We start from the raw sequence: 26395 nt of genomic DNA, 5'->3' as shown, positions 1-26395 counted from the left end.
TAAACAGAATCTTAATAAAACCTTAACAACATTTTTATATTCAATAGATTAATAGAGAATAGGCCCCAGTTTTAACCTTTTCTTAATTTTATTGGAATTTACTAGAAGAAAAATGAGTGAATTTACTCATTGAGAATAATTATCATTATCATTAGAATAAGGTCCATGATAATGATAATTATTCTCAATTAATTCAATACATGGAGGTTCACTATGGTAACGAATATGCTTACAAAAAATGATCAACTACTGGAACAACAAAATACAAGGGAATCAAATGCCCGATCTTACCCTAGAAGATTACCCATGGCGATCGATCAAGCGGAGGGAATTTACCTAACGGACATGGATGGAAAACGATATATTGATTTTCTTGCCGGGGCTGGAACATTAGCGCTCGGACACAATCATCCGGCTGTGCTTGAAGCAATGGAAAAAGTTCTTAAGGATAAGCGTCCTTTACATACATTGGACTTTACGACGCCGATCAAAGAGCAGTTCGTCGATGAAATTTTTGAATGCCTGCCTGAGGAATTCAGGAAAAATGCAAAAATTCAATTCTGTGGTCCTACTGGCGGAGATGCCATTGAGGCAGCACTTAAACTGGTTAAAACAGCGACAGGCAATAGAAGCATATTATCCTTCCAAGGAGCTTACCACGGGGCAACGCATGCAACGATGTCAATCAGCGGCAATACAAAGCCAAAGGAAAAAATACAAGGGTTGATGCCGGATGTACAATTCCTGCCATATCCCTATCAATATCGCTGTCCCTTTGGAATAGGCGGAGAAGAAAGCCATAAAATCAGCAGCCAGTATATCGAAAATCTATTGAACGATCCCGAATCAGGATTATTGGCGCCTGCCGGAATGATTTTGGAGGCAGTACAAGGCGAGGGAGGTTCCATTCCAGCTCCAATTCCATGGCTTAAGGAAATCAGGAGAATAACGAAAGAGAAGGGCATTCCGCTAATCATCGACGAAGTTCAATCAGGTATCGGCCGTACAGGGAAAATGTTTGCGTTTGAACATGCAGGTATCGTTCCGGATGTTCTTGTACTATCCAAAGCAATAGGCGGAAGTCTTCCATTATCGGTGGTTATTTATAACAAAGAGCTGGATTTATGGTCTCCAGGTGCCCATATCGGTACATTCCGCGGAAATCAAATGGCGATGGCAGCGGGAACAGCAACTTTAAAATACATGAAAGAGACGAATCTTGTGGAGCATGCCGCTAAAATGGGAGAAATCTTAAAGGATATTCTTAAAGATTTGCAAAAAGATATTCCGCAGATCGGGGATGTCAGGGGCCGGGGATTAATGATCGGTGTGGAAATGATCAATCATGAAGAACCGCAAAATGCGAATGGGAGCCATCCTGCTGATTCGCAACTTGCCAGTGCCATTCAACAGGAATGTTTTCAAAGAGGGTTGATTCTCGAAGTTGGCGGCAGACATGGAAGTGTAGTGAGGTTCTTGCCTCCATTGATCGTTACGGAATCCCAGCTTCGCGAGGCCACTGCAATTTTTGAACAAGCTGTTCGTGCAGCTGTTGCAAGAGGGTGAATGATCAATGATCGAAATGATAAATAAAACGGATTTTGCCTATTCTCGATTTTTCCTGAATAACGAAGAAGGCTTCAATAACTACAGCCAGTCATTAAACATCATTGAAAAAAAGCTGACCAGCTTTTTAAACGGGAATAATTCACCATACTCTGGGAAAAAACCCTATGAAATCGAAGCAAGATTAAACGAGCTGACACTCGCTTCTCCAAAAGGGAAGACACTTGAAGCGGTAGCGGATGAGCTGGAAGAGTTTGTTATTAATGACAGCATCAATGTACATAGCCCTGCTTGTATCGGACATTTGCATTGCCCGACATTAATACCTGCGGTGGCTGCCGAAATGATTATCGGTACGTTGAATCAATCCATGGATTCATGGGACCAAAGCTCGGCGGCAACCTTCGTTGAAGAGCGTTTAATAGATTGGCTTTGCAGTCAGGTAGGGTTGCCGGAACAAGCGGATGGGATTTTCACAAGCGGTGGAACCCAATCTAATTATATGGGCCTGCTATTGGCTAGGGACGCTTATTGTAAGAAATTCTGGGGTGTTGACGTTCAACAGCATGGCTTGCCGGTCGAGGCGAAAAAATTGCGGATCTTATGCTCCGAGGCTGCCCACTTTACGGTTCGTAAATCAGCGGCACAGCTGGGGCTTGGTGAACAGGCCGTAATCACGATTAAAACGGATTCAAATCACCGTCTGTCCGTAGCTGAATTAAATCAACAGCTGCTGCATTTAGAGGAACAGGGTTTACTGCCATTTGCCATCGTTGCAACTTGTGGAACAACGGATTTTGGTTCAATCGATCCGTTACACGAATTGTCCGAAGCTGCAAGGAAGAGTGGGATATGGCTGCATGTCGATGCCGCATATGGAGGCGCGATGATTTTAAGTAAGGATTACAAAGAGTTAATCAGCGGAATTGAACGGGCGGACTCGATTACGGTCGATTTTCACAAATTATTCTATCAACCCATCAGTTGCGGTGCTTTTCTTGTCTCTGACAGCAACTCATTTCAATATATCCAGCATCACGCCGATTACTTGAATCCACAGGAAGATGAAGCGGAGGGCATGGTTCACTTAGTCAATAAATCGGTTCAAACGACGAGAAGGTTCGACGCACTGAAACTCTGGATGTCATTGAAGGTCGTTGGACTGGATGCCTTTGCCGAAATGATCGACTATACTTGTCACCTTGCACGTGAAGTGGCTGTGAAGATCGATAAAGAGGAAGGGTTCACAGTATTGAATAAAGAACCTGAATTGAATGCGGTTGTATTCCGTTATAATCCCGAAGGAGAAAGTGAACAGTTAGTAAATCTATTAAATAAACAGATTCAGCAAGAATTACTGAAAAGCGGACGTGCATTTTTAGCAAAAACACGTTTTGAAGGCCAGGTATATTTAAAAATGACACTATTGAATCCAATGACGAGGCTTGAACACATAGAGGAAATTTTAGACGAAATTCGAGTATTAGGTGAAATGTTCAAGATGATGGAGGAATGAATATGAATGGTAAGCAAATAGCTGAAAGGGCGACGATGCAAAGCTTTCTGAATTGTTATTTCCGGGAAACCGGAAATTGCAGTTTAGAAGAAACGAAAAACTGGCCGAATTTGGAGGGATCCATTTCGGATTCATTAATGGTCAGTAAGCTCATATCCCAAGATATTGAATTGCTTGTTCCGCTTAAATATTGGTCGGAAACGGGGCGTCATATTTTTAACTTCCCGATTTACTATCAAATGGCATCCAAACAAGTGCATGAATTAGATTACGTGACAATGGTCTCGATTGTTTCTAAAGAATTATTGAATGAGCAGGGCCGGACGGATAGTGAAGATGAATTGATGCTGCGCGTAATCCTAAGCAGCCAAAATATTCAACGGTATGTTGAAGCCAGGACGGAAGACGTTGATGCACTTCAAAGTCCTGAATTCACCTACATCGAAGCAGAGCAGTCTCTATTATTCGGGCACCTGTTCCACCCGACACCGAAAAGCAAGCAGGGAATTTCAGAAAAAGATGAATGGATCTATTCACCAGAATTAAAAGGGGAGTTTCAGCTGCACTACTTCCTGGCAGAACCCTCAATTGTCATCCAGGATTCCAGTGAAGTCACATCGGCAAGTGAGATCATTAAACAGGAATTAGCCGGTGACCTAGAGATTTCCAGTGAATTCCGAAGAACTTATTGCCAAAAGGAAAGCCAATATATCATCATCCCGGCACACCCGCTCCAGGCAAAAGTGCTTATCGAAAAAGAAGAGGTCAAGAGGCTACTCGAGCAAGGGACACTAGTTTATGCCGGACCGCTTGGAAAAAAATTCACGGCCACCTCTTCATTTAGAACGGTATATAGTCCGACATCGAAATATATGTACAAATTTTCCGTTCCGGTTAAAATCACGAATTCTTTACGTGCAAATCTGCAAAAAGAATTGGATCGTGGTGTCGAAATTGCAAAATTAATAGATTCTAAAGTGGGCGACGATCTAAAAGAACGGCACCCCTCCTTCCGTATCATCAAGGACCCTGCTTACCTAACGATCAAAACAACCGAGGAAGAATCAGGATTCGATGTTGATATTCGGGAAAACCCTTTTTATGAAAACGATAAACAAGCAATCCTGATTGCCGGCTTATGTCAGGATAATGCCTATGGTGCCCCATCAAGACTTGGAGCGATCATCCGCAAATTATCAGCTGATGAAAACCGCAGTACTGAAGAAGTGAGTAAGGATTGGTTCAAAACCTATCTGTCAACGACATTGAAACCGATGCTTTGGCTATTTGAAGAGTATGGAATTGTTTTGGAGGCCCATCAACAAAATTCCATCATTCAGCTTCAAGATGGGTATCCAGCCACTTTTTATTATCGTGATAATCAAGGGTATTACTACTGTGAGTCCAAAGTGGACAGGCTGCTGAAGATCTTGCCTGAACTAAGTGAAAAAAGCTTCACGATTTGTTCTGATGAAGTCGCTGAAGAAAGACTTCAATACTATTTCTTCTTTAATCACTTATTAGGCCTGATCAATAATTTTGGTACGGAAGGATTAGTATCAGAAAAAACACTGTTACAGCTCGTTCAGGAACAACTGGAAACATTCAGTACGGAAAGCGGAGATGAAGGTTTGAATCGAGTTGTTTCAAAATTGCTTCATGCCCGGGAATTATCTTGTAAGGCTAATTTACTGACACGTTTTCATGATATGGATGAGCTTGTCGGTTCACTTGAGACACAATCCGTTTATACGACGATTGATAATCCGTTCGCACAGGGGGTTATGGCCGTCCATGAAAAATAGTTATGAAGAAATGCTTAAGGACTGTAATCAGCAGCTTTCATTTGTCAAAGTTGAATTTGAGAGGGATTTGGATACATTGCATAAATGGATGCATGAAGATCATGTGATACCCTACTGGAATTTGAATTTCACAAAAGAAAAATTCGCTGTTCATTTAAAAAAGGCATTGGCTGATACACACCAAACACTCTATTTAGGCTGTCTGGACTCCATTCCCATGAGCTATTGGGAATCGTATTGGGTAAAAGGCGATATCATCGAAGATTATTATGAATCCGAAGAGGGAGATCAAGGCATTCATTTACTCATTGGTGATTCGGATTACCTTGGAAAAGGACTGGCTTTGCCGTTTTTACGTGCAATGGTGAAATTCCAACTACTGACTTCAACAACAAACAAAGTGATGGCAGAACCGGATATCAGGAATGCAAAGATGATTCATTTATTTGAAAAATGCGGGTTTACCCCAATTAAAGAAATTAAGCTCCCAGATAAAACGGCATTGCTAATGTCATGTACACGGGAGAATTTCGAGAGGAAGTGGAACTATGGAGAAGCAACAATCTATCTATGACCTGGTAGGGATAGGGATAGGTCCCTTTAATCTTGGACTTGCGGCCCTTTTGGAGAAAACCCCGGAGTTGAATGCCGTCTTTTTTGAGAAAAAGCGGGAATTTAATTGGCATGAAGGGATGCTGTTGGAAGGGACAACTCTGCAGGTACCGTTCTTTGCCGATCTGGTTAGCATGGCAGATGTGACAAGTCCATATAGTTACCTGAATTATTTACAGCAGCATGATCGGCTTTATCATTTCTACTTCCTTGAAAAATTCTTGATTCCACGAAAAGAATATAACGATTATTGCCGCTGGGCTGCCCATCAACTTGATAGCTGCCGTTTTGGAAAAGCGGTGGAGGCGGTTGAATATATAGGGGATCAAGATGAACCCTGCTATCAAATCAGTGTAAGGGATGCACAATCACAAAAGATCGAAGTCTATTATAGCCGTCATGTAGTCATGGGAATTGGCAGCGCCCCGACTGTTCCATCGGCTTTTCATCCATATATGGGAGAGAGCATCCTGCATTCGGCCGATTATTTACGGAATAAAGAAAATATCTTAAAGAAAAAATCCGTAACGGTTGTCGGATCTGGACAAAGTGCAGCCGAGGTCTTTCTGGATCTGCTTAATGAGCAGGAGGAAAATGGCTACCAGCTAAACTGGTATACAAGATCCAAGGGATTTTTCCCTATGGAATATTCAAAACTCGGATTGGAATATTTCACGCCGGATTACCTTGATTTCTTTTATCGGCTGCCTCAGGAAAAAAAGGATGAAATCCTGCCAAAACAGGATTTATTGTATAAAGGCATCAGCGCCACTACAATCGCAGCAATTTTTGACAAGATGTATGAAAAATCGATTGGAAATGCGGAACTGTCCATTGAACTTCGGGCAATGACCGAAGTTGCAGCGGTTACCCCTGCTGAAAATGGCTGGGAATTGAAATGCCGACAGTGGGTAGAAGATAGCGAATTTGATGTGGATACAGAGGCGATCGTTTTTGGGACGGGCTATAAATCAACCCTTCCGGCATTCCTTGAAACCATGGAGGACCATTTAGTCCGCGATGACTTGGGTCGACTTGCAATAACGAAAGACTATCGGGTAGGAATGGCCATCTCTACACCGAATCATCTTTTTATTCAAAATGGCGAGATACATACACATGGTGTGGGTGCACCGGATCTAGGCTTAGGAGCATTCCGAAATTCTATTATCATCAATCAATTGGCAGGTAAAGAAGTTTATCCATCCGAGCCAAAGGGTGCATTTCAGTCATTCCGTGTAAAAACACCCGTCATGGCTTACTAAGAGAAGGGAAGGGAGAATTTATATGCAGTTCATAAATGAAGTGGAACAGGCAGTTTCAGAAAAAAATTGGTCGATAGTAAACCAAAACCTGCTGGCCAAGATGATTTCTGAGTATATGTATGAAGATATGATCCATCCAGCTGTCCTGAACGAAAATACAGCAGGAAACTTATATGAGTTAAAGATAAATAAGGGGAAATCTTATCGGTTTTTGGCGAGGCCCCGTCTTTTTGACAGCTACGAAGTACAGGCTGAGTCGATCCAGGTATGTGAAACGGAAGGCTTTACACAGGCCAAGGATGCCATTCAATTCATTTTGGACATCCAGCCGTTAATTGGGATGACTGCAGAAACAACAGGACATTTAATCAAAGAATTCCATCATACGCTGCTTGCGGATCTCCAACTGCTTTCCAAACCTGAACAGGATGCGGATGATTTAGTCGAACTGGATTATGCATTACTTGAAGGAGAAATGAGCGGTCACCCTTGGATTGCTTATAACAAGGGAAGAATCGGTTTCGGTTATGATGATTATTTGCAGTTCGCTCCAGAAAACCAGAAGGAAGTTCAGTTATCTTGGATTGCCGTCCATAAAACGAGGGGTGAATTCAATTCAGTCGAAACGTTATCTTATAAGCAATTGATGGAGAATGAACTGGATGGGGAAACCCAAAAATCATTTGCAAAGATATTGACGGAAAAAGGGCTGAACGCAGAAAACTATTACTACCTCCCTGTTCATGAATGGCAGTGGAAGAATGTAATCATCCAAAACTTTACCGATGACCTGGCTAAAGGGCTGATCGTAGCTTTGGGAAATGGTCCCGATAAGTATTTGCCGCAACAATCCATCCGGACATTTGTTAATGTATCGAACAAGGATAAAAACCATGTCAAGCTGCCAATGAGCATTTTAAATACGCTAGTCTACCGTGGATTGCCAGCTGAACGCACAGTCATTGCCCCAAAAATCACAGCGTATATAAAGAACATTTATGAAAATGACTCATTCTTGAAAGAACAATGCAAAGTAGTGCTTCCTGGTGAAGTGGCCAGTTTAAATGTTGATCACCCGTATTATTCCAAGCTAGAGAATGTACCGTATCAATATTTAGAGATGCTTGGGGGGATTTGGAGAGAAAGTATTTACAGTTATATGGAGGAAGGCGAAAAGCCCATTACGCTTGCATCCCTTTTACATGTGGACAGCAAAGGTAAACCATATGTGGAAAGCCTTATTGAAAAATCGGGATTGACTGCAGAAGCCTGGACAGCTCAATTATTCGACGTCATCCTATCACCATTACTACATTTTATCTATCAATATGGATTGGTCTTCTCACCGCATGGTCAAAATACCATATTAGTTTTGAAGGATTACAAGCCTCACCGTTTGGCCATCAAGGATTTTGTAGATGATGTAAACGTCAGTGATCAGCCGCTTCCTGAATTAAGCAGCCTTCCTGATGATTTAAGGAAAGTACTAAGAAGTGAGACTCCCGAGGGGCTTGTTCAATTCATTTTCACGGGACTATTCATCTGTCATTTCCGATACTTGTCAACACTTCTGATGAAGAGGTCCCTTTTGGATGAGAATGCTTTCTGGGAAGGCGTCGCCCTAACAATCCTGACACATCAGAAAAAATTCCCTATGTTACAGGATCGTTTCGATACATTCAATTTCTTTGCGCCAAAATTAACAAAACTCTGCCTGAATAGAAATCGGATGCTTCAATATGGGTATAGCGATGGTGAAGACCGTCCACATGCATCTGAGTTTGGGCAAGTGAATAATGCCCTTTATGAAAAGTTACCTGCAAAAACGCTATAAAGTTAAACTGGCTCAGACTTTTGAGCCAGTTTTCTTATGGGGTTTATCAATTTGACCGTTGATTTCCGCTCAAGGCACTCGCTTTCCGCGGGCGGTCAGGGAGCCTCCTCGGCTTACGCCTGTGGGGTCTTCCCTAGACACGCTTTTCCCGCAGGAGTCTCGTACCTTCCACTCCAATCAACTTTGTTATTAAATTTAGATAGAATCCATATCTAAGGAGTTGAAGATGTTAATTTGTGTTCCGACCACCTTTCCACAGTATTATTATGGCCCTTACAATTTGACCGTTGATTTCCGCTCAAGGCACTCGCTTTCCGCGGGCGGTCAGGGAGCCTCCTCGGCTTGCGCCTCCTAGACATGCTTTTCCCGCAGGAGTCTCGTACCTTCCGCTCCAATCAACTTAGCTTTAACGGTTAGGTAGAACTGTTGTCTTCGATTTTGGGTCAAATTCCCAAAAAAATATCTTTGGAAGAGGGCTTGCCGTGCATTTAAATTGGTGATAAGCTATGTGTAAACGGTTACACAAAATTATTGAGGGTGATATATTGGCAACTATTCGGGATGTGGCAAAGGAAGCTGGGGTTTCTGTGGCAACGGTTTCCAGAGTTATGAATGGCAGTGGTTATGCACATGAGGACACAAAAAAGGTAGTCATGGCAGCTGTTGAGAAATTAAATTATAAACCGAATGAAGTGGCAAGATCCCTCTACAAACGTAAATCCAAATTGGTTGGTTTGATTTTGCCGGACATTACGAATCCTTTCTTCCCAGAAATGGCTAGAGGTGTGGAGGATTATCTTCAGCAATTTGGTTATCGGTTAATTTTTGGAAATAGTGATGAAAAGAGAGATAAAGAAATAGAATATATCGACACATTCCTGCAAAATAATGTAGTGGGCATGATTGCTTCAACTAGTGAAGAAGCCAATGAAAATTTCGATAATCTGGATATTCCAGTTGTCCTTCTCGACCGTACAGCAGAGAAATTACCAGCTGTTTATTCCGATCAAAAGACAGGCGGTAAGCTGGCAGCACGCGTATTGCTGGATAGAGGCAGTACGAATATCGTCCTCATTAGGGGGCCAGTCGAAATAAAGCCTGTTTATGAACGGTACATGGCAGCATACGAAGAATTGAAACAAGCAAAAGTTAACGTGCAAGTCATGGATTCATCCCTAACTCTTCAAGGCGGCCAAACTTGCGTGAAGCAGCTGTTCGAGCAATATCCGGAAACGGATGGAATCATAGCTTGTAATGATATTGTTGCAGCCGCCGCACTTCAAGAGATTTTAAAACGGGGAATACGGATACCGGAAGACATACAATTGATCGGCTATGATGATATCGCCTTCACAGCGTTATTGCACCCGCCGTTATCTACAATTAGGCAGCCAGCCTATGAGATGGGGGCACAAGCCGCGGAAATGCTAATTAAAAGGATCAATCAAGAAAAATTGGAAGTAACACATGAAAAGCTCCCTGTTTCTTTTGTGGAGAGACAAACAACGAGAAGGAAGGCGGAGAAGACATGATTAGAATTGCTGTAGTGGGAAGTTCCTCAATGGACTTAGTTGTGACATCAGCCAAGCGGCCAATGGCTGGTGAAACGGTTTTAGGGGAGTCATTTATCACGGTTCCTGGAGGAAAGGGAGCCAACCAGGCTGTTGCAGCGGCACGTCTTGGTGCAGAAGTGTCGATGGTTGGATGTGTAGGAGATGATGTGTATGGAGAGATCATCTTAGATAACCTGAAAAAAAATCATGTAAACACGAAGTATGTGGAACCGGTTACAGGTTCCGCTTCAGGGACAGCACACATTACCCTTTCGGAAGGTGATAACAGCATTATTGTCGTAAAGGGTGCGAATGATTTCATTACTCCTGAATATGTACAAAAGGCGAAAAAGGTAATAGAGGAATCGGATATCGTGTTGGTTCAGCAGGAAATACCTGAGGAAACGGTGGAATATCTGGCTGAGTTGTGCAGCACGCTTCAAAAGAGATTACTTTTGAACCCAGCTCCCGCCCGCAAGCTAAGTGAGGCTGTCATTCAACAGGCATCATTCCTTACTCCAAATGAACATGAATTCGAAATACTATTCAATGGGAGAGATAGAACAGAAGTCTTGACTGAGCATCCCAATAAATTATTCATTACCGAAGGAAAAAATGGCGTCCGTTATTTTGACGGACATGAAGAAAAGGTTGTTCCAAGCTTTGAAGTGGAAGCGGTGGATACGACAGGCGCAGGGGATACATTCAATGCTGCCTTTGCCGTGGCTGTTGCAGAAGGAAAAAGTTTTGACGAATGTTTGGTATTCGCGAACCGGGTAGCATCCATTTCCGTGACGAAGTTAGGAGCCCAAGGCGGCATGCCGCAAAGGATAGAGGTCGAGAGGGGCTTTGAAGCATGAAACGTCAAGGAATCATCAATAGTTCAATAGCCAAGGTCCTGGTTGACCTTGGTCATACCGATTATATTGTCGTAGGTGATGCCGGGCTGCCGGTGCCACCTGGAGTTTGTAAGATAGACTTAGCATTGACACCTGGAACACCATCATTTCAAGATGTCGTCCGGGCAATTCACGAAGATATGGTTGTTGAAAAAGTTATCGCTGCCACAGAAGTGAAGGTTAAAAACCCGGAACAGCATCAATATATGGAGCAGCAATTCGGAGCAGCGATTGAATATGTTTCCCATGAGGATTTTAAAAGGCTGACAAGCAACGCAAAAGCAATAATCCGGACCGGGGAGACGACGCCATATTCAAATTGCATATTGCAGTCTGGAGTATTCTTTTAAAGAAATGAGATGATGAGCATGCAAATCGAAATGCACAATATTTATAAAGCATTTGGTCAAAACAAGGTATTGGAAGGTGTTCATTTTTCTTTAGAGGCTGGGGAAGTACATGCGCTAATGGGAGAAAATGGTGCGGGGAAATCAACCTTGATGAACATTTTGACCGGGCTGCATAAACAAGATCAAGGAACGATCAAGATTAACGGTAAAGAAACCTCATTCAAGGATTCAAAGGAAGCGGAAGAGGCGGGAATGGCCTTTATCCGTCAGGAATTGAATATTTGGCCAGAAATGACCGTGCTGGAGAATCTATTTATCGGCAGGGAAATGGTGAATGCCTTCGGTGTACTGAAGACGAAACAAATGAAAGCGCGTGCAAACGAGATTTTTAAAACACTTAATATTTCCCTTCCTTTTGATAAGGAAGCCGGATTTTGTTCTGTCGGGGAACAGCAAATGATTGAAATTGCCAAGGCGCTCATGACGGATGCCGAAGTCATCATCATGGACGAGCCCACAGCAGCTTTAACTGATAGGGAAATAGAGAAGCTCTTTGAAGTGATGAAGGGTCTTACCAAAAAGGGTGTATCGCTTGTTTATATTTCTCATCGGATGGAAGAAATATTCGCCATTTGTGACAGGATCACCGTAATGCGTGACGGAAAAACCGTCGATACGAAAAGAATTTCAGATACAAATTTCGATGAAGTCGTTCAAAAAATGGTAGGGCGGGAGCTGGAGGATCGTTTTCCTCATCGTGAAGCGAACCTTGGCGACATAGTCCTTGATGTAAAAGGTTTAACTAAAAAGGGGCTTTTTGAAGATATCCATTTCGCGGTTCGCCAAGGTGAGATTGTCGGTGTCGCCGGATTGATGGGAGCAGGAAGAACAGAAATAATGCGTGCCCTTTTTGGTGTCGACCAAATAGACAGGGGTGAAATCGCCATTGAAGGCAAGAAGGTTTCCATACGAAAACCAACGGATGCAGTTCGACACGGCCTGGCTTTCATTACGGAAAATCGTAAAGAAGAGGGATTGATCCTGGACTTTTCCGTAAGGGAAAATATCGGCTTGCCGAATCTCAAAAGTTTTGCTCCTAACGGAATCGTAAAAACGGAAGATGAGATGAACTTTGCCGAAATGATGATTAAGCGGCTTCATGTAAAGACATCTTCTGCTGAAACGGTAATCGGCAATCTATCCGGAGGAAATCAACAGAAGGTGGTAATAGCCAAATGGATCGGGACTTCCCCTAAAGTTTTAATTATGGATGAACCGACCAGAGGCATAGATGTTGGCGCAAAACGTGAAATTTACGAGTTGATGAATGAATTGACGGAGCGAGGCATCGCCATCATCATGGTTTCGTCAGAGCTTCCGGAAGTCATTGGAATGAGTGATAGAATCCTTGTCGTTCACGAAGGTGAGATTGCTGGGGAATTGTTAAAGCAGGAAGCGACGCAAGAAAAAATTATGGCATTGGCGACAGGAGGGAACTAGGATGAAACTTGAGGCTACAGGGAAAAGCGGGATTTGGCAGAAATTCGGTCCTTTACTCGCCCTGGTACTTTTATTTATCGTAATAACCGTTTTAAATCCATCATTCATGGAACCGAATAATATATTGAATTTATTGCGTCAAACCTCCATCAATGCACTTATTGCATTTGGAATGACCTTTATCATATTGACAGGTGGCATCGACTTGTCCGTCGGTTCCATTTTAGCTCTATCCAGCGCACTTATGGCTGGTATGATGGTCTCGGGATTAGATCCGATTTTAGCAATATTAGTAGGCATTCTACTAGGTGCAATAATGGGTGTAATCAATGGGATACTCGTTTCAAAGGGAAAAATGGCACCATTCATCGTGACACTGGCCACCATGACGATTTTCCGGGGATTAACGCTTGTGTATACGGATGGAAAGCCGATTACCGGAATTGGCGATTCCGTTATGTTCCAGATGCTTGGGAGAGGTTACTTCCTTGGAGTGCCAGTACCGGCCGTTGTGATGGTCATCGCTTTCTTAATCCTGTGGTTCCTGCTTCATAAAACATCCTTTGGCCGTAAAACTTATGCCATTGGAGGAAATGAAAGGGCTTCCCGTATTTCGGGGATTAAAGTTGACCGAGTCAAGGTGGCCATCTATGGTCTGGCCGGTACGATGGCGGCCATTGCCGGTGCCATTTTGACATCCCGTCTGAATTCGGCACAGCCGACGGCAGGCCAATCCTATGAAATGGATGCCATCGCAGCCGTGGTGCTGGGCGGAACGAGCCTTTCAGGCGGTAAAGGTCGGTTGTTCGGAACGCTGGTCGGTGTCCTGATCATCGGTACCTTGAATAACGGCATGAATTTACTTGGTGTATCCTCTTTTTACCAGCAAGTGGTGAAAGGTGCAGTTATATTAATCGCGGTCTTACTTGACCGTAAAAAATCATAAGAAGAGGTGTAATCAATGAAAAAATTAGTATCGATCATCATGGTTCTTTCTTTAATGGTCTTGGCTGCCTGTTCAATGGATTCTGGTCTAACAGATGATAAAAAGGAAAAGAAAGACTCCATGAAAGACGTGAAAGTCGGAGTCAGCATCTCTACTTTAAACAATCCATTCTTCGTTTCCTTAAAAGATGGTATTGAAAAAGAAGCAAAAGAAAAAGGCATGAAAGTCACAGTTGTTGACGCCCAAGATGATACGGCAAAACAAATCAGCGGAATTGAAGATCTAATCCTTCAAAAGGTTGATGTCCTTCTTGTGAATCCTACTGACTCTGCGGCAATATCTTCAGCCGTTCAATCAGCTAATGAAGCGGGCATTCCCGTTATCACGATTGACCGCTCTTCAGACGAAGGGGATATTGAAACGTTCATCGCTTCCGACAATGTGGCTGGCGGGGAAATGGCTGCAGAATATCTAGTTAAGGAACTTGGCGAAAAAGCGAAAGTAGTGGAACTTGAAGGGGTATCCGGTGCATCTGCAACTCGTGAACGCGGGAAAGGTTTCCACAATATTGCGGACAAGCAGTTAGATGTCCAGACAAGCCAAACGGCGGAATTCGACCGGACAAAAGGGCTTAACGTCATGGAAAATATCCTGCAAGGCAATAAAGACATCCAAGCGGTATTCGCCCATAATGATGAAATGGCACTAGGAGCCATTGAAGCAATCAAGGCAGCTGGAAAAGACATCATCGTGGTTGGTTTTGACGGAAATGATGATGCATTGAAAGCAGTTGAAAACGGTGAACTAAAAGCTACAATCGCCCAACAACCGGCACTTATCGGTGAAGAAGCGGTTAATGCGGCTGAAAAAATCTTAAAAGGCGACAAAGTGGATGACACAATATCCGTTCCATTGAAATTGGTCACCAAAGAATGATTGTCAAACAAACAATGAGGGTGCCGGAACTTTTCCGGCACTCCTTTTTTAATTCCATTGATGTTATCTGATTGTGGATATTCAGCTTGAATTGATATGAATGAGAGAGTATAAGAAAGTGAGATCCTTCTTTTACAAAAGTAAGGCGGCCCATGTCGGACCGCCTCCTAAATCAACTGATTGCTAGAGTATACCTTGAGTCAGCATCGCATCCGCCACTTTAAGGAATCCGGCAATATTGGCCCCAACAACTAAGTTGCCAGGCTCACCATATGCTTCTGCAGCCTCTACACTGTTTTTATAGATGTTTTTCATGATTTCATGCAGCTTGGCATCGACTTCTTCGAAAGTCCAAGGCATCCTGGCGCTGTTTTGGGCCATTTCGAGTGCAGACACGGCTACACCGCCAGCATTGGCCGCTTTTGCTGGTCCAAAAAGGATGCCGTTATTAAGGAATACATCAATGGCCTCAAGGGTTGAAGGCATATTAGCACCCTCACCGACCGCCTTCACATTATTTTTGACCAGTAGTTTTGCTGCTTCTTCATCGATTTCATTTTGTGTGGCACAAGGCAGTGCGATGTCGCATGGTACAGACCAAATACCGTAGCTCCCTTCATGATATACAGCTTCCGGATGCGCATCGACATATTCACTCAAGCGTTTTCGTTCCACTTCTTTTAACCGTTTAACTGTATCCAGGTTAAGACCATTTTCATCATATATGTAGCCATTTGAATCGCTGCATGCAACCACTTTTGCGCCTAGCTGTGTAGCTTTTTCAATGGCATAAATGGATACATTGCCAGATCCGGAAATAACGGCAGTGCTGCCATGGAATTGTAACCCTTTGTCATTGAGCATCTCCTCGACGAAGTAAACCGTTCCATATCCAGTCGCTTCTGTACGGGCCAAGCTTCCTCCGTAACTTATACCTTTACCAGTTAGAACACCGGCATGGTAGCTGCCTTGCATCTTTTTATATTGACCGAACAGGTATCCAATCTCTCTTGCACCGACTCCGATGTCACCAGCTGGTACGTCTGTATCAGGGCCGATATAGCGAGATAGTTCCGACATGAAGCTTTGGCAAAAACGCATGATTTCTGCGTCCGATTTTCCTTTTGGATCGAAGTCCGACCCGCCTTTTCCCCCGCCGATCGGCTGGCCAGTAAGAGAGTTTTTAAAGATTTGCTCGAAACCAAGAAACTTTATGATGCTGGAATTGACAGTGGGATGGAATCGGAGACCGCCTTTGAATGGTCCGATTGCACTGTTGAATTGCACACGAAAACCACGGTTTACTTGAACATTGCCCAGGTCATCAACCCAAGAAACACGGAAGGTGATCATTCTTTCGGGTTCAACCAGCCTCTCCAATATCCCGCTTTTCATATATTCAGGATGTTTTGCAAAAACAGGGATCAGTGAAAGGAATATCTCCTTTACGGCTTGATGGAACTCATTTTCGTGAGGATTACGCTCCTTTACCTGTGCGTATACTTGACTTACAAACTCTTTGGCAACTTGTAATTCCTCATGCTCGACTTCTTGTGAAGTGGTCATTGTTCTCTCTCCCTTAAGGTAATATAGTAGTTTTAAAATACTAATTGAATAAGATATCGGTTTTTATATGATACTTTCATGATATAATTTAAAAATAAAACAAACAATCTGAATATTAGATAAGTAGCATGCTGTTTTGATATGGAAGAGGGAGCTTAGAGTGGAATTAAGGCAAATCGAATATTTCATTGAAGTGGCAAAGCGTGAACATATGACGGAAGCAGCAGTGAACTTGCATGTTGCCCAGTCAGCTGTCAGTCGTCAAATCTACAATTTAGAAGAAGAATTAGGCGTGCCACTATTTATCAGGGATGGCCGAAAGATTAGATTGACGCCTATCGGACATACCTTTTTAGCGAATATGGAGCAAGCTATGGATATAATCGATCGTGCCAAACGTGAGATGGCTGAAAGCCTGCACCCAGAAAAAGGGACAATCCGGATTGGCTTTCCCAGCAGTTTAGCTTCTTATGTATTGCCAAGGGTCATTTCCGACTTCAGGGAAAGTTATCCGCAGGCAAAATTCACATTGAAACAAGGTTCATATCGATACCTGATAGATTCGGTAATAAAAGGTAACATTAACATGGCCTTGATCGGTCCTCTGCCGATGAATGAAAAGAAAATCAAAGGTGAAACGCTATTTATTGAGAAGTTAGTTGCCCTTTTACCAGAGAGTCATCCTTTGGCCTTGAAGAAATCACTACACTTGAATGAGCTTCAAGGAAACCCGTTCATCTTATCTCCAAAGGGTTATGTATTAAGGGATCTCGTTATGAAAGCTTGCAAACTGCATGGCTTTGAACCGGAAGTGGCATTTGAAGGAAAAGATACTGATGCCATAAAAGGCCTGGTGGCAGCAGGTCTGGGTATAACCTTGATACCTGAGATTTCCTTAGTCGATAGCTTGCCGCGTTTTACGGTTAAATTGCCGCTGGAGGAACCTTCTGTTACCAGGGCTGTAGGTGTCATCGTTCCAACTGATAGGGAACTGATGCCCACGGAGAAATTGTTTTACCAATATTTGAAGGAAACTTTTGCTAAATTGGAAGGTTTTCAAAAATAGGATGGGTATCTATTAGAAAAGTCATAAATCCAGCTAATGGGAGAATCCTTAATCGGGTTCTTTTTTTTTTGTCGCAAATGTACCGAAATATCTCCATATAGACATCTTAAAATGGGGATAAATTATTTTGGAATAATAAATCATTAGTTTTTATTGAATAGTAATGTGTTAAATCTTTATTTTTGAAAGCGCTTTTATTTTTTTAGAATAAAAATATCACTTACATTATCAGAAAATTCATGTTATTATACGAACAGACATTAGCAGACATTTAGGCAGCGGTACGATATACTTGATAGGCTTTTTTAATGAAGACCTTTATTTTTTTTTTCGTTTTTCCTAAATTGAATATTCAGATAATTAATAAGGAGTGGAGATAAAGTGAGCAGGAAAGAATACATCAGCGATCGAATGTACAAGGCATCAACAGGGATAGCCAACGCAGTCTTGGTTACATTAGGGATCGGGTTATTGTTTGAATCCATAGGGGGCTATTTAGGCTGGGAGGTCTTCATGGCAATAGGCGGGGCTGCCAAGGTCTTGCTAGCGCCAGCTTTAGGAGCAGGTATCGCATATCAGCTCGGAGGAAATTCATTAATTATCTTTAGTGCCATGGCTTCAAGTGCTGTTGGAGGTGCTGCCATTCACAGAACTGCTGAGGGTGCCTTCACGATTGTAACGGGTCAGCCACTAAGTGCTGTCTTGGCGGCAGTGATTGCAACATATATAGGTAAGCGCCTTATCGGCAAAACGAAGTTGGACATCATGGCCATCCCAATGGGCGCTGTTCTGGTCGGTGGAGTTTCTGGATATGGCCTGGCTCTTGTCACCACTCCGCTCCTAACATGGATAAGCAGTCAAACCACCGCTGCGGTCGAGGGTTCTCCCTTAATCGGTTCCATGGTCATAGCCTTGGTATGGAGCATTTTATTGATGACACCGGCGTCTTCCGCTGCACTGGCGATCGCCCTGCAATTAGATCCCGTTTCCAGTGCTGCAGCTCTAATCGGATGTACCGTTCAGTTTGTCGGGTTCACTGTCATGTCTTATAAAGATAATGATATGGGCGGGTTCCTGGCACAGATGGTCGTTACACCAAAAGTCCAATTTCCTAACTTGATCAAAAAGCCATTATATGTAATTCCTCCTTTTGTGGCGGCAATCATCTGTGCGCCTATCGCTACCCTGGCATTCGATTTTCAAGTGCCGTATGAGCTTGGAGGCATGGGGTTAAGTTCAATGATTGCCCCGATTGCCATCATAACTGGTCAGGGGCTGTACACGTTCTTGGTTTATGTGGCAGTGGGTATGGTATTGCCAGCTGTAATCACACTTGCCTTGCATCGGGTATTGAAGATGATGGGTAAAGTTAAGCCAGGCGATCTTCATTTGGAAGTTTCATAATCAAAGTTTTCTTAAGAAACCAGCCTGGTTAAGGAACCGGGCTGGTTTTTATTTATAAAGGGATTAGGGTAAAATGGGGAGGAAAGCAATTGCATAGATAGGATGATATAGATGGTAAAAGAAATCGATATAAAAGTGAAAGCTAAGTTCGTGAGTAAAATCGCCAAGGGTTTTCCCTTGATTGTTAAAGAGTCGATAGCCAACCTTAATGACCTTCAGGAAGAGGGGTCCTTGGTGCGTTTGGTGGATGAAAACAACCGCTTTCTGGCAAAAGGTTATTATGGTAAACAGAATAAGGGCTATGGCTGGGTATTGACCCGAAGAGAAAATGAAAAGATCGATCAATCCTTCTTCAACGGCAAAATCCAGGCAGCATATGAATTCCGAAAGTCTTTTTTTGAAGATGGGGAGACTACAGCTTTCCGCTTGTTTAATGGGGAAGGTGATGGAATTGGCGGTTTAATCATTGATCATTATGATGGTCACTATGTCATTAGCTGGTATAGCAAAGGGATATATTCCTTTAAGGACTACATCATTAAGGCATTGCAGGAAACGGTCGAGGTCAAATCGATTTATCAGAAGAAACGCTTTGATACAAAGGGGCAGTACGTGGATGAAGACGATTTTGTCATGGGCGAACAGCCGGCATTTCCGCTTCTTGTAAAGGAGAATGGAGTCCATTTTGCTGTTTATCTGAATGATGGGGCAATGGTCGGTGTCTTCCTTGATCAACGCGATGTCAGAAGGAAAATCCGGGATGAATACGCAAAAGGGAAAACCGTGTTGAATATGTTCTCCTATACGGGAGCATTCTCCGTGTTTGCCGCTTTAGGCGGTGCTGTTAAAACAACTAGTGTCGACCTGGCGAATCGCAGTTTACCAAAGACGATCGAGCAGTTCAGTGTGAATGGAATAGATCCCGAAGCTCACAATATCGTGGTGATGGATGTTTTCAAGTATTTTAAATATGCAGTGAAGAAGGCTTTGAAATTTGAAATGGTCATCCTCGATCCGCCCAGCTTTGCCAAATCGAAGAAGTTTACTTTCAGTGCCGGGAAAGACTATGCCAATCTATTGAAGGATACCATTTCCATTACGGAAGACAATGGGATCATTATCGCCTCAACTAATTGCAGTACGTTTGACATGAAAAAATTCAAGAGCTTCATTGATGTTGCTTTTAAGGAAATGAATGGAAAATATGAGATCATGGAAGAATTCTCATTACCGGCTGATTTTAAAACGATAAGGGAATATAAGGAAGGGGATTATTTAAAAGTAGTCTTCATTAAGAAAATTAAAGGTTAAATAAAGGCGTCACAGTTCAAGCAGGGCTGTGAACGCCTTTTTTTGTAATATAAATGTTTCATGTGGAACGATTGGACATTCAGATTCACTGGATAGGCCGTTCACTTTTCAAACCTTTCGATAAATGAAAGGAAGGTTTCATGCGAATGCTGTTAGCGATGCAAAACTGGGCTGCATAGTAGGTAAGCATGATAATTGGGCCAGAATAGGCAACATCATCGATAAATTTGTTCCAAGATAAAATGGAGTCGGAAATCACGAATAGGACCCCGCCGATGATTGCGGCCGTATTTCCGGTCATAAATGCCGCCCAGCCCATGAGGGAGATGACCGTTACATAACAGATCACAGGGATGATGAGGTTATGTTCACCTTTTTCAATTAACGAATGTACAATTTCACGGCTAATCCAAGTGGAGTAAATGCTAATCGGAACAATCGTCGCAAATCGGAGCCATGAAAAGTTCCATAGTCCAAAGAATGCCGTAATATAGAAAAGGTGGCCGATCAAGAAGGCGGAAAGCCCGATGACGAACCAAATCAACAAACCATCTCCAAGCATGCAAAAGAATAAACCAAGAAAGATTAAGGATTGGTAACGATCCCGTCTTCTCACATTTGTCCGGGCGTAGAGCAAAATCAATAACATGGGGAGTATCTTGAACAGTATTTTGATGATCAAAGGCTCTTCCGGTATAAGAAAAATATATGCTAGTCCCGTGATAAGGATTGCGGCAGGTAGGCATTTCATTAACATTCCATTCCCTCCTTCAATCTTTAATTCTATGTAAGGGGAAGGAACCCCTTGTCAAAAGTCGTGAAAATGAAAAAACTGGCTCCTGTTTAACCAGGAGCCAGTCAGTTATAAGAATCATACAGCTGAGTTTTCTTTAACGAAAGTTTGTTTTAACCAGTTTTTCCCCTCAACAAGCCTTGTGACAAGCATGGCACAAACCGTGTTTCCTGTTGAGTTAAGCAGTGTAGCGGGAGCATCGATGATTGTTGATATAACGGCAATGATAGGCAGGACTTCCACAGGGAAGCCGAAAACACTAAGAATCAGCATTTCCCCAATCATGCCGCCTCCAGGAATGGCACCCATAACAGCTCCAACCAAAAAGGCAACAGCAAGTATACTTAAAATGCTTGAAATACTTGTCATATCCTTTCCAAATAAGCTGAATAGGAAAACGATTTTCAATACCCCGCCGAATACCGAACCATCTTTATGAGTGTTGGCTCCGAGTGGGATGACAGTCTCCGCTATATCCTTAGGCACGCCCATTTTCTTGACCGATTCCAGATTGACTGGAATGGAAGCGGCACTAGAACAAGTGGCGATGGCTGTAATGGATGGTGTCAGGGCATTTTTCCAAAATAACTTAACTCCATCTTTCCCGCCTGCGATAAAGGCATACAAAGTGAAGAAGCCAAAATAATAAATCAAGGCCAAGACTAGATAAAGAATGAAAGTGCGAGCATAGCCTTCTAAAATCTGCGGCCCAAGCTGCCCGATAATCGCCGCAAAATAAGCACCAAGTCCAATTGGAGCATAGTACATCACGATTTTGACGACCTTCATCATGACAGCTGTACCCGCTGTCAAAAACTCAGTAATCGGTCTTGCTTTCTCACCGACCAGTGCAGTGGAAAGTCCGATTAGTACTGAGAAAACGATAAGCTGAAGCATATTGCTTCTGGAGAACAGTTCTGGGAAATCGGAAACGGTTACCGTGTTGACCAGTTGACTGAAGAAAGATACTTCTTCTATGGTCTCTTCAGGGGAACTGTTTTCCATCAGTTCTTTAATGGCTGTCGTATCTGTGCCTTCCAACGGATTGACAATGGTTGTCCCAATAAATCCAATGACGGCAGCCAAAGCGGCTGTTGTCAGGAATACGAGAACGATACTTCCCATGATTTTTCCGAGACGCTTCATTCCGCTCATATTGGCAATCGCTGAAGCAATGCTGAAAAATACCAATGGCACGATGATCGTGAACATCAGATTTAAGAATAAGTCCCCTAGAGGCTGTATGATCGAGGTTTTATCCCCGAAAACTACACCCGCTATCCCGCCGATAATAATGGCAGTGAGCAGTATTAAAGAGGATCGATAGTTTTTGATAAAACTCTTCATTAAAATTCCGTCCTTTCAGGATGAAGATATCAATAAAAATATACTTCATTATCAACTCTAAAATCAGGTTTGACAATATATTTTTATAGGAAGGAATGTTAAAAGAAGAAATGCAATAAATAATAATGGGGAATGAATGGTGAAAATATCAAGAAGGAGGGATAGAATGGCATTTATTGAGGTGGAAGAAGGCGTTCGGTTATTTTATGAAGAAAAGGGACATGGGAAACCGATTATCTTTATCCATGGTGTGTGGATGAGCAGCCGGTTCTTTAAAAGGCAGCTTCCGTACTTTTCAGAAAAATATAGAACGATCTTACTTGATTTAAGAAGCCATGGCCAGTCAAATCATGTACATTACGGAAATACGGTCTCCGTTTATGCAAAAGATCTTCATGCGTTCATAGTTGAACTGGGATTAAGGGATGTCATACTTGTAGGCTGGTCGATGGGGGCATTTGTCGTCTGGGAGTATCTTAAGCAATTCGGTGAGGAAAATATTCATTCAACCGTGATTGTGGATGAATTGGCATCTGATTTCAAGTGGCCCGATTTCAAGATCGGCGCATTTGATATGGATACGTTGATTGCCTTCATGACTGAAATACAAACGAATCGTTCCTCGTTTTTGCAAAGCTTCCTTGCTTCCATGTTCAACAATGAATTAACTGCAGAGGATGCAAGCTGGATGCTTAAGGAAGTGACCAAAATGCCGGAATCCATCGCCAGTAGCATTCTATTTGACCAATCGATTGTGGACTATCGTGAATTCTTGCCAGAAATCAATATTCCGACACTACTCTGTTTTGGAAGGCATGAAAAAGTCATTCCTGTAGCTGCAGGCGAACATTTGCATAAAAACATTCCTAACTCCAAACTAGTAATCTTTGAAGATAGTTGTCATTGTCCATTTATGGAAGAAAGCGATTTGTTTAATGAAACAGTGAATTGCTTCATTCAAAAGGGAGTATAGCCGTACAGGATAGGAAAAGGGGGATGCAGTGCCTGCATTCCTTTTAATTATGAATATAATTGAATTTTCTTTTAACTAAACGGTTTTGGCAGGAAATAAAGGGAATACTGGTACTAAGAAAGATAGTAGTGAAGGTTAATGGAATTGATAAATTAAATAGGTAATATTTTTATATCCTTTTCACAGGAATTGGGCTATTATGAGGTGGATTTAAATTGGTGTGATCGTTATCTGTTATTGAGAGAAACTCATGCAGGAAGTGATGGAGAGGATAAAATGGATGATCGTTTACCATACAATGAAATTATAGATGTATGTTTACTTGCGGGAAAAATCATGCTTCAGAACGGAGCGGAAACATCAAGGGTGGAAGATACGATGGTTAGGATCGCTGCAGCGTTTGGGTGCGGTGAATCACACAGTTTTTCGACCCCTACTGGAATTATTTTTTCGCTGGATGGCATGCATCCAGCTTCAAAATTGATCCGAGTTTCCCAACGATCTACAGATTTACATAAGGTAACGCTGGTTAACAGTATATCCCGAAGCATTTCCAGCAAGGAAATGACACCCGAGGAAGCATATTTACGGTTAAAACAAATCGAAAAGGCCGGGATGGGGTATCCCATGTGGGTACAGGTCTTTGCTGCATTTATAGCGAGCGGCTGCTTTTTAATCATGTTCCAAGGACAGTGGAGTGATTTCATCTGGTCCTGTATAGCTGGAGGAATGGGATTCTCTTGCCTGCTTTATTTGCACTGGTTACTGGAAGTTCGTTTCTTTGCTGAATTCATCGCCTCTTTAGTCGTAGGATTAGTAGCTATGTTCTTTGTCCAGATTGGAGTTGGAAGTCATCTGGACACGATAATCATTGGAGCGGTGATGCCGCTTGTGCCAGGGCTGTTAATTACGAATGCAGCCAGGGATTTAATTGCAGGGCATTTGGTTTCGGGTCTATCCAAGGGTGCGGATGCAGGTTTGACTGCTTTAGCCATTGGGGCAGGAATATCGGCTGCGTTTGTTTTCTTATGATTTTAGGGGAGGAAGAATGATGATTGCACAGCTTATTACCAGTTTCATTGCCTCAGCCGCCTTTGGAGTCATCTTCAATGTACCAAAAAATTCATTGTTTCAATGTGGTTTCGTAGGGATGTTGGGGTGGATCTTATACTTTGCTTTGGTTGAAAATGAGATAAACAGCATCATTGCAACTTTAGCGGCTGCATTTATCGTTGCGGTCATCAGCCAGTATTTTGCTAAGAGGTATAAAACGCCGATTACGATTTTCAATGTATCGGGAATCATCCCCCTAGTGCCTGGAGGTTTGTCATATGATGCGATGAAGCATTTTGTCGGAAATGATTTTTATGTCGCCGTTCAGCTGGCGGCCAAGGTCTTCATGCTGGCTGGTGCCATTGCGATGGGGCTGATCTTTGCAGAAGTCATGAACCAGTTAGTAACTAAGTACAATAGAAGGAAGTTAAGATTGAGAAGCTAGCGGGAATATTCCTGATGAATATGTTCTGAATAAAAAGAAAGGAGAGCAGGTCGAACACCCTGATCTCCTTTCTTTTTTTGATATTTTAAAATAATAATAAATCTAGCTTATATGGGATCTTTCATCCCAGTGTTAGCAGTGACCAAGATTTCGTCGTATTTTTTGGCATCAGCTTTCTTGCTTGACAGAAGTGTTCCGGCGATGGCTGCGATAAAACCAATCGGGATGGAGATGATGCCTGGATTGGCAAGCGGGAATAATGGCTCCCCAACGAATATTGCCGCTCCCTCTACCGGTGACCAGACATTGGGACTTAGGAATACAAGCAATAAAGAACTGACCAGTCCAACTATCATGCCCGTGACAGCCCCGGCAGTGTTAAAACGTTTCCAGAATACCGTGAAGACAATGATTGGCAGATTGGCACTGGCAGCGACGGCAAAGGCAAGTGAAACAAGGAAGGCGACATTCATGTTTTGGGCAAATAAGGCAAGGATGATGGAAAGGACGGATACTCCGATGGATGCCCAACGAGCTGCAACGACTTGTTCCTTGTCAGTGGCTTGGCCTTTCCGGATGATGTGGCCATAGAAGTCATGGGCAAAAGCAGATGCTGCCGATAGGACGAGACCTGCTACAACCGCTAAAATGGTTGCGAAAGCAACAGCAGAGACGAAGGCGAACAGGAAGTCACCCCCAATAGCTTCGGCAAGTAGCGGAGCAGCCATATTACCGGCTGCATTCGCGGCTATGATTTTGTCGTATCCAACAAAAGCTGCCGCTCCAAAGCCGAGGAAAATGGTCATTATATAAAAGATGCCAATGATCCACGTGGCATATACTACGGACTTACGGGCTGTGATGGCGTCTTTCACTGTAAAGAAACGGATGAGAATGTGAGGCAGTCCAGCTGTACCGAGTACAAGCGCTAAATTAAGGGATAAAGTATCCAAAGGATCCTTGAATTTGTTACCTGGGTTGAGGAAATCCCCGCCCAAAGGAGTGGCTGTTTTCATTTGCTTGAACATCTCGATCACGCTAAAGTCGAATTTCGCCAACACGATGATGGAGATGATGAATGTACCTGCCATCAATAAAACGGCTTTAACGATTTGGACCCAACTGGTGGCCGTCATACCGCCAAATACGACATAGACGGTCATTAAAATACCTACAATGATGACGGAGTAAAGATAATCAATTCCAAGTAAGAGTTTTATAAGTGCACCTGCACCGACTAATTGGGCGATCATATAAAAGGTTGAAATCGAAATGGTGTTAAGGGCAGCAACCCCGCGTACTTTCTTTTCATTGAAACGGGCAGCGATCATGTCCGCCAATGTATACTTGCCAAGGTTACGGAGCGGTTCGGCCACGATATAAAGAACGACCAGATACGCAACGAGAAAACCTATGCTATAGAAAAAACCATCAAATCCGGAGAGTGCGACCATGCCAGCTATCCCCAAAAATGAGGCGGCGGACATATAATCTCCCGCAATGGCCCAGCCATTCTGCCAGCCAGTAAGGCTGCTGTCAGCCGTATAAAAGTCCGCGGTCGTTTTGGTGCGCCGTGAAGCAAAATAGGTAATGACCAATGTTAGTCCGACAATGATTAGAAATAAAATAAAAGCAAGTATATTCATTGTGAATTC

22 protein-coding genes are annotated in these 26395 nt (G+C 42.9%); 18 read left to right on the top strand and 4 right to left on the bottom strand.

All coding sequences use genetic code 11. The features are described from left to right. Window positions 1-213 precede the first annotated feature (213 nt). From ACYP5M_RS15595 to rbsB, 12 genes are all read left to right on the top strand, one after another. Window positions 214-1566, top strand: coding sequence for an aspartate aminotransferase family protein (locus tag ACYP5M_RS15595; RefSeq protein ID WP_101223952.1), 1353 nt, complete (start codon window positions 214-216; stop codon window positions 1564-1566). A gap of 7 nt (window positions 1567-1573) precedes the next feature. Continuing rightward, window positions 1574-3082 carry a pyridoxal phosphate-dependent decarboxylase family protein gene (locus ACYP5M_RS15590; protein WP_434168220.1) on the top strand — a complete coding sequence of 503 codons (1509 nt, stop codon included), beginning with the start codon at window positions 1574-1576 and terminating at the stop codon, window positions 3080-3082. Window positions 3083-3084: 2 nt separating this feature from the next. Beyond that, window positions 3085-4887: an IucA/IucC family protein gene (locus ACYP5M_RS15585; protein WP_434168219.1), complete on the top strand. Its 1803-nt coding sequence runs from the start codon at window positions 3085-3087 to the stop codon at window positions 4885-4887. Further along, window positions 4877-5461 carry a GNAT family N-acetyltransferase gene (locus ACYP5M_RS15580; RefSeq protein ID WP_459735232.1) on the top strand — a complete coding sequence of 195 codons (585 nt, stop codon included), beginning with the start codon at window positions 4877-4879 and terminating at the stop codon, window positions 5459-5461. The genes ACYP5M_RS15585 and ACYP5M_RS15580 overlap by 11 nt, the downstream gene beginning before the upstream one ends. Beyond that, entirely contained in the window at window positions 5436-6764 is a 1329-nt protein-coding gene (locus ACYP5M_RS15575; protein WP_260358840.1) for a lysine N(6)-hydroxylase/L-ornithine N(5)-oxygenase family protein, read from the top strand. The genes ACYP5M_RS15580 and ACYP5M_RS15575 overlap by 26 nt, the downstream gene beginning before the upstream one ends. Window positions 6765-6786: 22 nt before the next feature. Further along, on the top strand, window positions 6787-8598 hold the full coding sequence (locus tag ACYP5M_RS15570; protein WP_459735231.1) for an IucA/IucC family protein: 1812 nt from the start codon (window positions 6787-6789) through the stop codon (window positions 8596-8598). 545 nt (window positions 8599-9143) lie between these two features. Next, on the top strand, window positions 9144-10130 hold the full coding sequence (locus tag ACYP5M_RS15565; RefSeq protein ID WP_202190609.1) for a LacI family DNA-binding transcriptional regulator: 987 nt from the start codon (window positions 9144-9146) through the stop codon (window positions 10128-10130). Further along, on the top strand, window positions 10127-11011 hold the full coding sequence (gene rbsK, locus ACYP5M_RS15560; protein ID WP_459735230.1) for a ribokinase: 885 nt from the start codon (window positions 10127-10129) through the stop codon (window positions 11009-11011). Before ACYP5M_RS15565 ends, rbsK begins: the two co-directional genes overlap by 4 nt. Beyond that, on the top strand, window positions 11008-11400 hold the full coding sequence (gene rbsD, locus ACYP5M_RS15555) for a D-ribose pyranase (protein ID WP_063234273.1): 393 nt from the start codon (window positions 11008-11010) through the stop codon (window positions 11398-11400). Before rbsK ends, rbsD begins: the two co-directional genes overlap by 4 nt. An 18-nt stretch (window positions 11401-11418) precedes the next feature. Continuing rightward, window positions 11419-12900, top strand: a complete 1482-nt coding sequence (locus ACYP5M_RS15550; RefSeq protein ID WP_434168217.1) for a sugar ABC transporter ATP-binding protein — start codon at window positions 11419-11421, stop codon at window positions 12898-12900. 1 nt (window position 12901) lies between these two features. Continuing rightward, window positions 12902-13846 (top strand): ABC transporter permease, encoded by a 945-nt coding sequence (locus ACYP5M_RS15545; protein WP_101223945.1) that lies wholly within the window; start codon window positions 12902-12904, stop codon window positions 13844-13846. Window positions 13847-13861: 15 nt separating this feature from the next. Continuing rightward, window positions 13862-14782 carry a ribose ABC transporter substrate-binding protein RbsB gene (gene rbsB / locus ACYP5M_RS15540; protein WP_230176045.1) on the top strand — a complete coding sequence of 307 codons (921 nt, stop codon included), beginning with the start codon at window positions 13862-13864 and terminating at the stop codon, window positions 14780-14782. A 183-nt stretch (window positions 14783-14965) separates the two neighbouring features. On the opposite strand, the gene gdhA is transcribed toward rbsB, so the two are convergent. Beyond that, on the bottom strand, window positions 14966-16348 hold the full coding sequence (gene gdhA / locus ACYP5M_RS15535) for an NADP-specific glutamate dehydrogenase (protein WP_434168216.1): 1383 nt from the start codon (window positions 16346-16348) through the stop codon (window positions 14966-14968). A gap of 160 nt (window positions 16349-16508) precedes the next feature. Between gdhA and ACYP5M_RS15530 the strand changes: the two genes are divergently transcribed. From ACYP5M_RS15530 to ACYP5M_RS15520, 3 genes are all read left to right on the top strand, one after another. Then, on the top strand, window positions 16509-17414 hold the full coding sequence (locus tag ACYP5M_RS15530) for a LysR family transcriptional regulator (protein ID WP_434168215.1): 906 nt from the start codon (window positions 16509-16511) through the stop codon (window positions 17412-17414). A 411-nt stretch (window positions 17415-17825) separates the two neighbouring features. Beyond that, on the top strand, window positions 17826-18818 hold the full coding sequence (locus tag ACYP5M_RS15525) for a PTS transporter subunit IIC (protein WP_101224027.1): 993 nt from the start codon (window positions 17826-17828) through the stop codon (window positions 18816-18818). 111 nt (window positions 18819-18929) lie between these two features. Further along, on the top strand, window positions 18930-20129 hold the full coding sequence (locus tag ACYP5M_RS15520; protein ID WP_459735229.1) for a class I SAM-dependent rRNA methyltransferase: 1200 nt from the start codon (window positions 18930-18932) through the stop codon (window positions 20127-20129). A gap of 85 nt (window positions 20130-20214) precedes the next feature. Here the strand turns inward: ACYP5M_RS15520 and ACYP5M_RS15515 are convergent, their stop codons facing one another. Together ACYP5M_RS15515 and ACYP5M_RS15510 are read right to left on the bottom strand one after the other, a co-directional pair. Beyond that, the gene (locus ACYP5M_RS15515) at window positions 20215-20886 is read right to left on the bottom strand and encodes a lysoplasmalogenase (protein WP_434168213.1); all 672 of its coding nucleotides are present in this window, start codon (window positions 20884-20886) and stop codon (window positions 20215-20217) included. Between the two features lie 114 nt (window positions 20887-21000). Further along, a complete protein-coding gene (locus ACYP5M_RS15510; protein ID WP_434168212.1) occupies window positions 21001-22269 on the bottom strand; it encodes a dicarboxylate/amino acid:cation symporter in 1269 nt (422 codons plus the stop codon). A 166-nt stretch (window positions 22270-22435) separates the two neighbouring features. Here ACYP5M_RS15510 and ACYP5M_RS15505 point away from each other — a divergent pair, with 166 nt between their 5' ends. The 3 genes from ACYP5M_RS15505 (at window position 22436) to ACYP5M_RS15495 (ending at window position 24740) form a co-directional block, all read left to right on the top strand. Then, entirely contained in the window at window positions 22436-23242 is an 807-nt protein-coding gene (locus ACYP5M_RS15505) for an alpha/beta fold hydrolase (protein ID WP_434168211.1), read from the top strand. Between the two features lie 276 nt (window positions 23243-23518). Next, a complete protein-coding gene (locus ACYP5M_RS15500) occupies window positions 23519-24274 on the top strand; it encodes a threonine/serine exporter family protein (protein WP_230176051.1) in 756 nt (251 codons plus the stop codon). A 16-nt stretch (window positions 24275-24290) separates the two neighbouring features. Continuing rightward, window positions 24291-24740, top strand: coding sequence for a threonine/serine exporter family protein (locus tag ACYP5M_RS15495; RefSeq protein WP_170973997.1), 450 nt, complete (start codon window positions 24291-24293; stop codon window positions 24738-24740). A gap of 107 nt (window positions 24741-24847) precedes the next feature. Here ACYP5M_RS15495 and ACYP5M_RS15490 read toward each other — a convergent pair whose 3' ends face one another. After that, window positions 24848-26386 (bottom strand): solute symporter family protein, encoded by a 1539-nt coding sequence (locus tag ACYP5M_RS15490; RefSeq protein ID WP_101223936.1) that lies wholly within the window; start codon window positions 26384-26386, stop codon window positions 24848-24850. Window positions 26387-26395: the final 9 nt, after the last annotated feature.

It is taken from the genome of Peribacillus sp. N1 (genome assembly GCF_054600815.1).
This window is presented reverse-complemented; position numbering and strand designations above follow the sequence as displayed.

Bases quoted from the DNA above. Each gene is read 5' to 3' on its own strand.
- ACYP5M_RS15510 (WP_434168212.1), bottom strand. From the start codon at position 22,269: ATGAAGAGTTTTATCAAAAACTATCGATCCTCTTTAATACTGCTCACT.
- ACYP5M_RS15500 (WP_230176051.1), top strand. From the start codon at position 23,519: ATGGATGATCGTTTACCATACAATGAAATTATAGATGTATGTTTACTT.
- ACYP5M_RS15585 (WP_434168219.1), top strand. From the start codon at position 3,085: ATGAATGGTAAGCAAATAGCTGAAAGGGCGACGATGCAAAGCTTTCTG.
- ACYP5M_RS15570 (WP_459735231.1), top strand. From the start codon at position 6,787: ATGCAGTTCATAAATGAAGTGGAACAGGCAGTTTCAGAAAAAAATTGG.
- ACYP5M_RS15545 (WP_101223945.1), top strand. From the start codon at position 12,902: ATGAAACTTGAGGCTACAGGGAAAAGCGGGATTTGGCAGAAATTCGGT.
- rbsD (WP_063234273.1), top strand. From the start codon at position 11,008: ATGAAACGTCAAGGAATCATCAATAGTTCAATAGCCAAGGTCCTGGTT.
- rbsB (WP_230176045.1), top strand. From the start codon at position 13,862: ATGAAAAAATTAGTATCGATCATCATGGTTCTTTCTTTAATGGTCTTG.
- ACYP5M_RS15515 (WP_434168213.1), bottom strand. From the start codon at position 20,886: ATGTTAATGAAATGCCTACCTGCCGCAATCCTTATCACGGGACTAGCA.
- ACYP5M_RS15575 (WP_260358840.1), top strand. From the start codon at position 5,436: ATGGAGAAGCAACAATCTATCTATGACCTGGTAGGGATAGGGATAGGT.
- ACYP5M_RS15490 (WP_101223936.1), bottom strand. From the start codon at position 26,386: ATGAATATACTTGCTTTTATTTTATTTCTAATCATTGTCGGACTAACA.
- ACYP5M_RS15525 (WP_101224027.1), top strand. From the start codon at position 17,826: ATGTACAAGGCATCAACAGGGATAGCCAACGCAGTCTTGGTTACATTA.
- rbsK (WP_459735230.1), top strand. From the start codon at position 10,127: ATGATTAGAATTGCTGTAGTGGGAAGTTCCTCAATGGACTTAGTTGTG.
- gdhA (WP_434168216.1), bottom strand. From the start codon at position 16,348: ATGACCACTTCACAAGAAGTCGAGCATGAGGAATTACAAGTTGCCAAA.
- ACYP5M_RS15520 (WP_459735229.1), top strand. From the start codon at position 18,930: ATGGTAAAAGAAATCGATATAAAAGTGAAAGCTAAGTTCGTGAGTAAA.
- ACYP5M_RS15590 (WP_434168220.1), top strand. From the start codon at position 1,574: ATGATCGAAATGATAAATAAAACGGATTTTGCCTATTCTCGATTTTTC.
- ACYP5M_RS15580 (WP_459735232.1), top strand. From the start codon at position 4,877: ATGAAAAATAGTTATGAAGAAATGCTTAAGGACTGTAATCAGCAGCTT.
- ACYP5M_RS15505 (WP_434168211.1), top strand. From the start codon at position 22,436: ATGGCATTTATTGAGGTGGAAGAAGGCGTTCGGTTATTTTATGAAGAA.
- ACYP5M_RS15495 (WP_170973997.1), top strand. From the start codon at position 24,291: ATGATGATTGCACAGCTTATTACCAGTTTCATTGCCTCAGCCGCCTTT.
- ACYP5M_RS15595 (WP_101223952.1), top strand. From the start codon at position 214: ATGGTAACGAATATGCTTACAAAAAATGATCAACTACTGGAACAACAA.
- ACYP5M_RS15550 (WP_434168217.1), top strand. From the start codon at position 11,419: ATGCAAATCGAAATGCACAATATTTATAAAGCATTTGGTCAAAACAAG.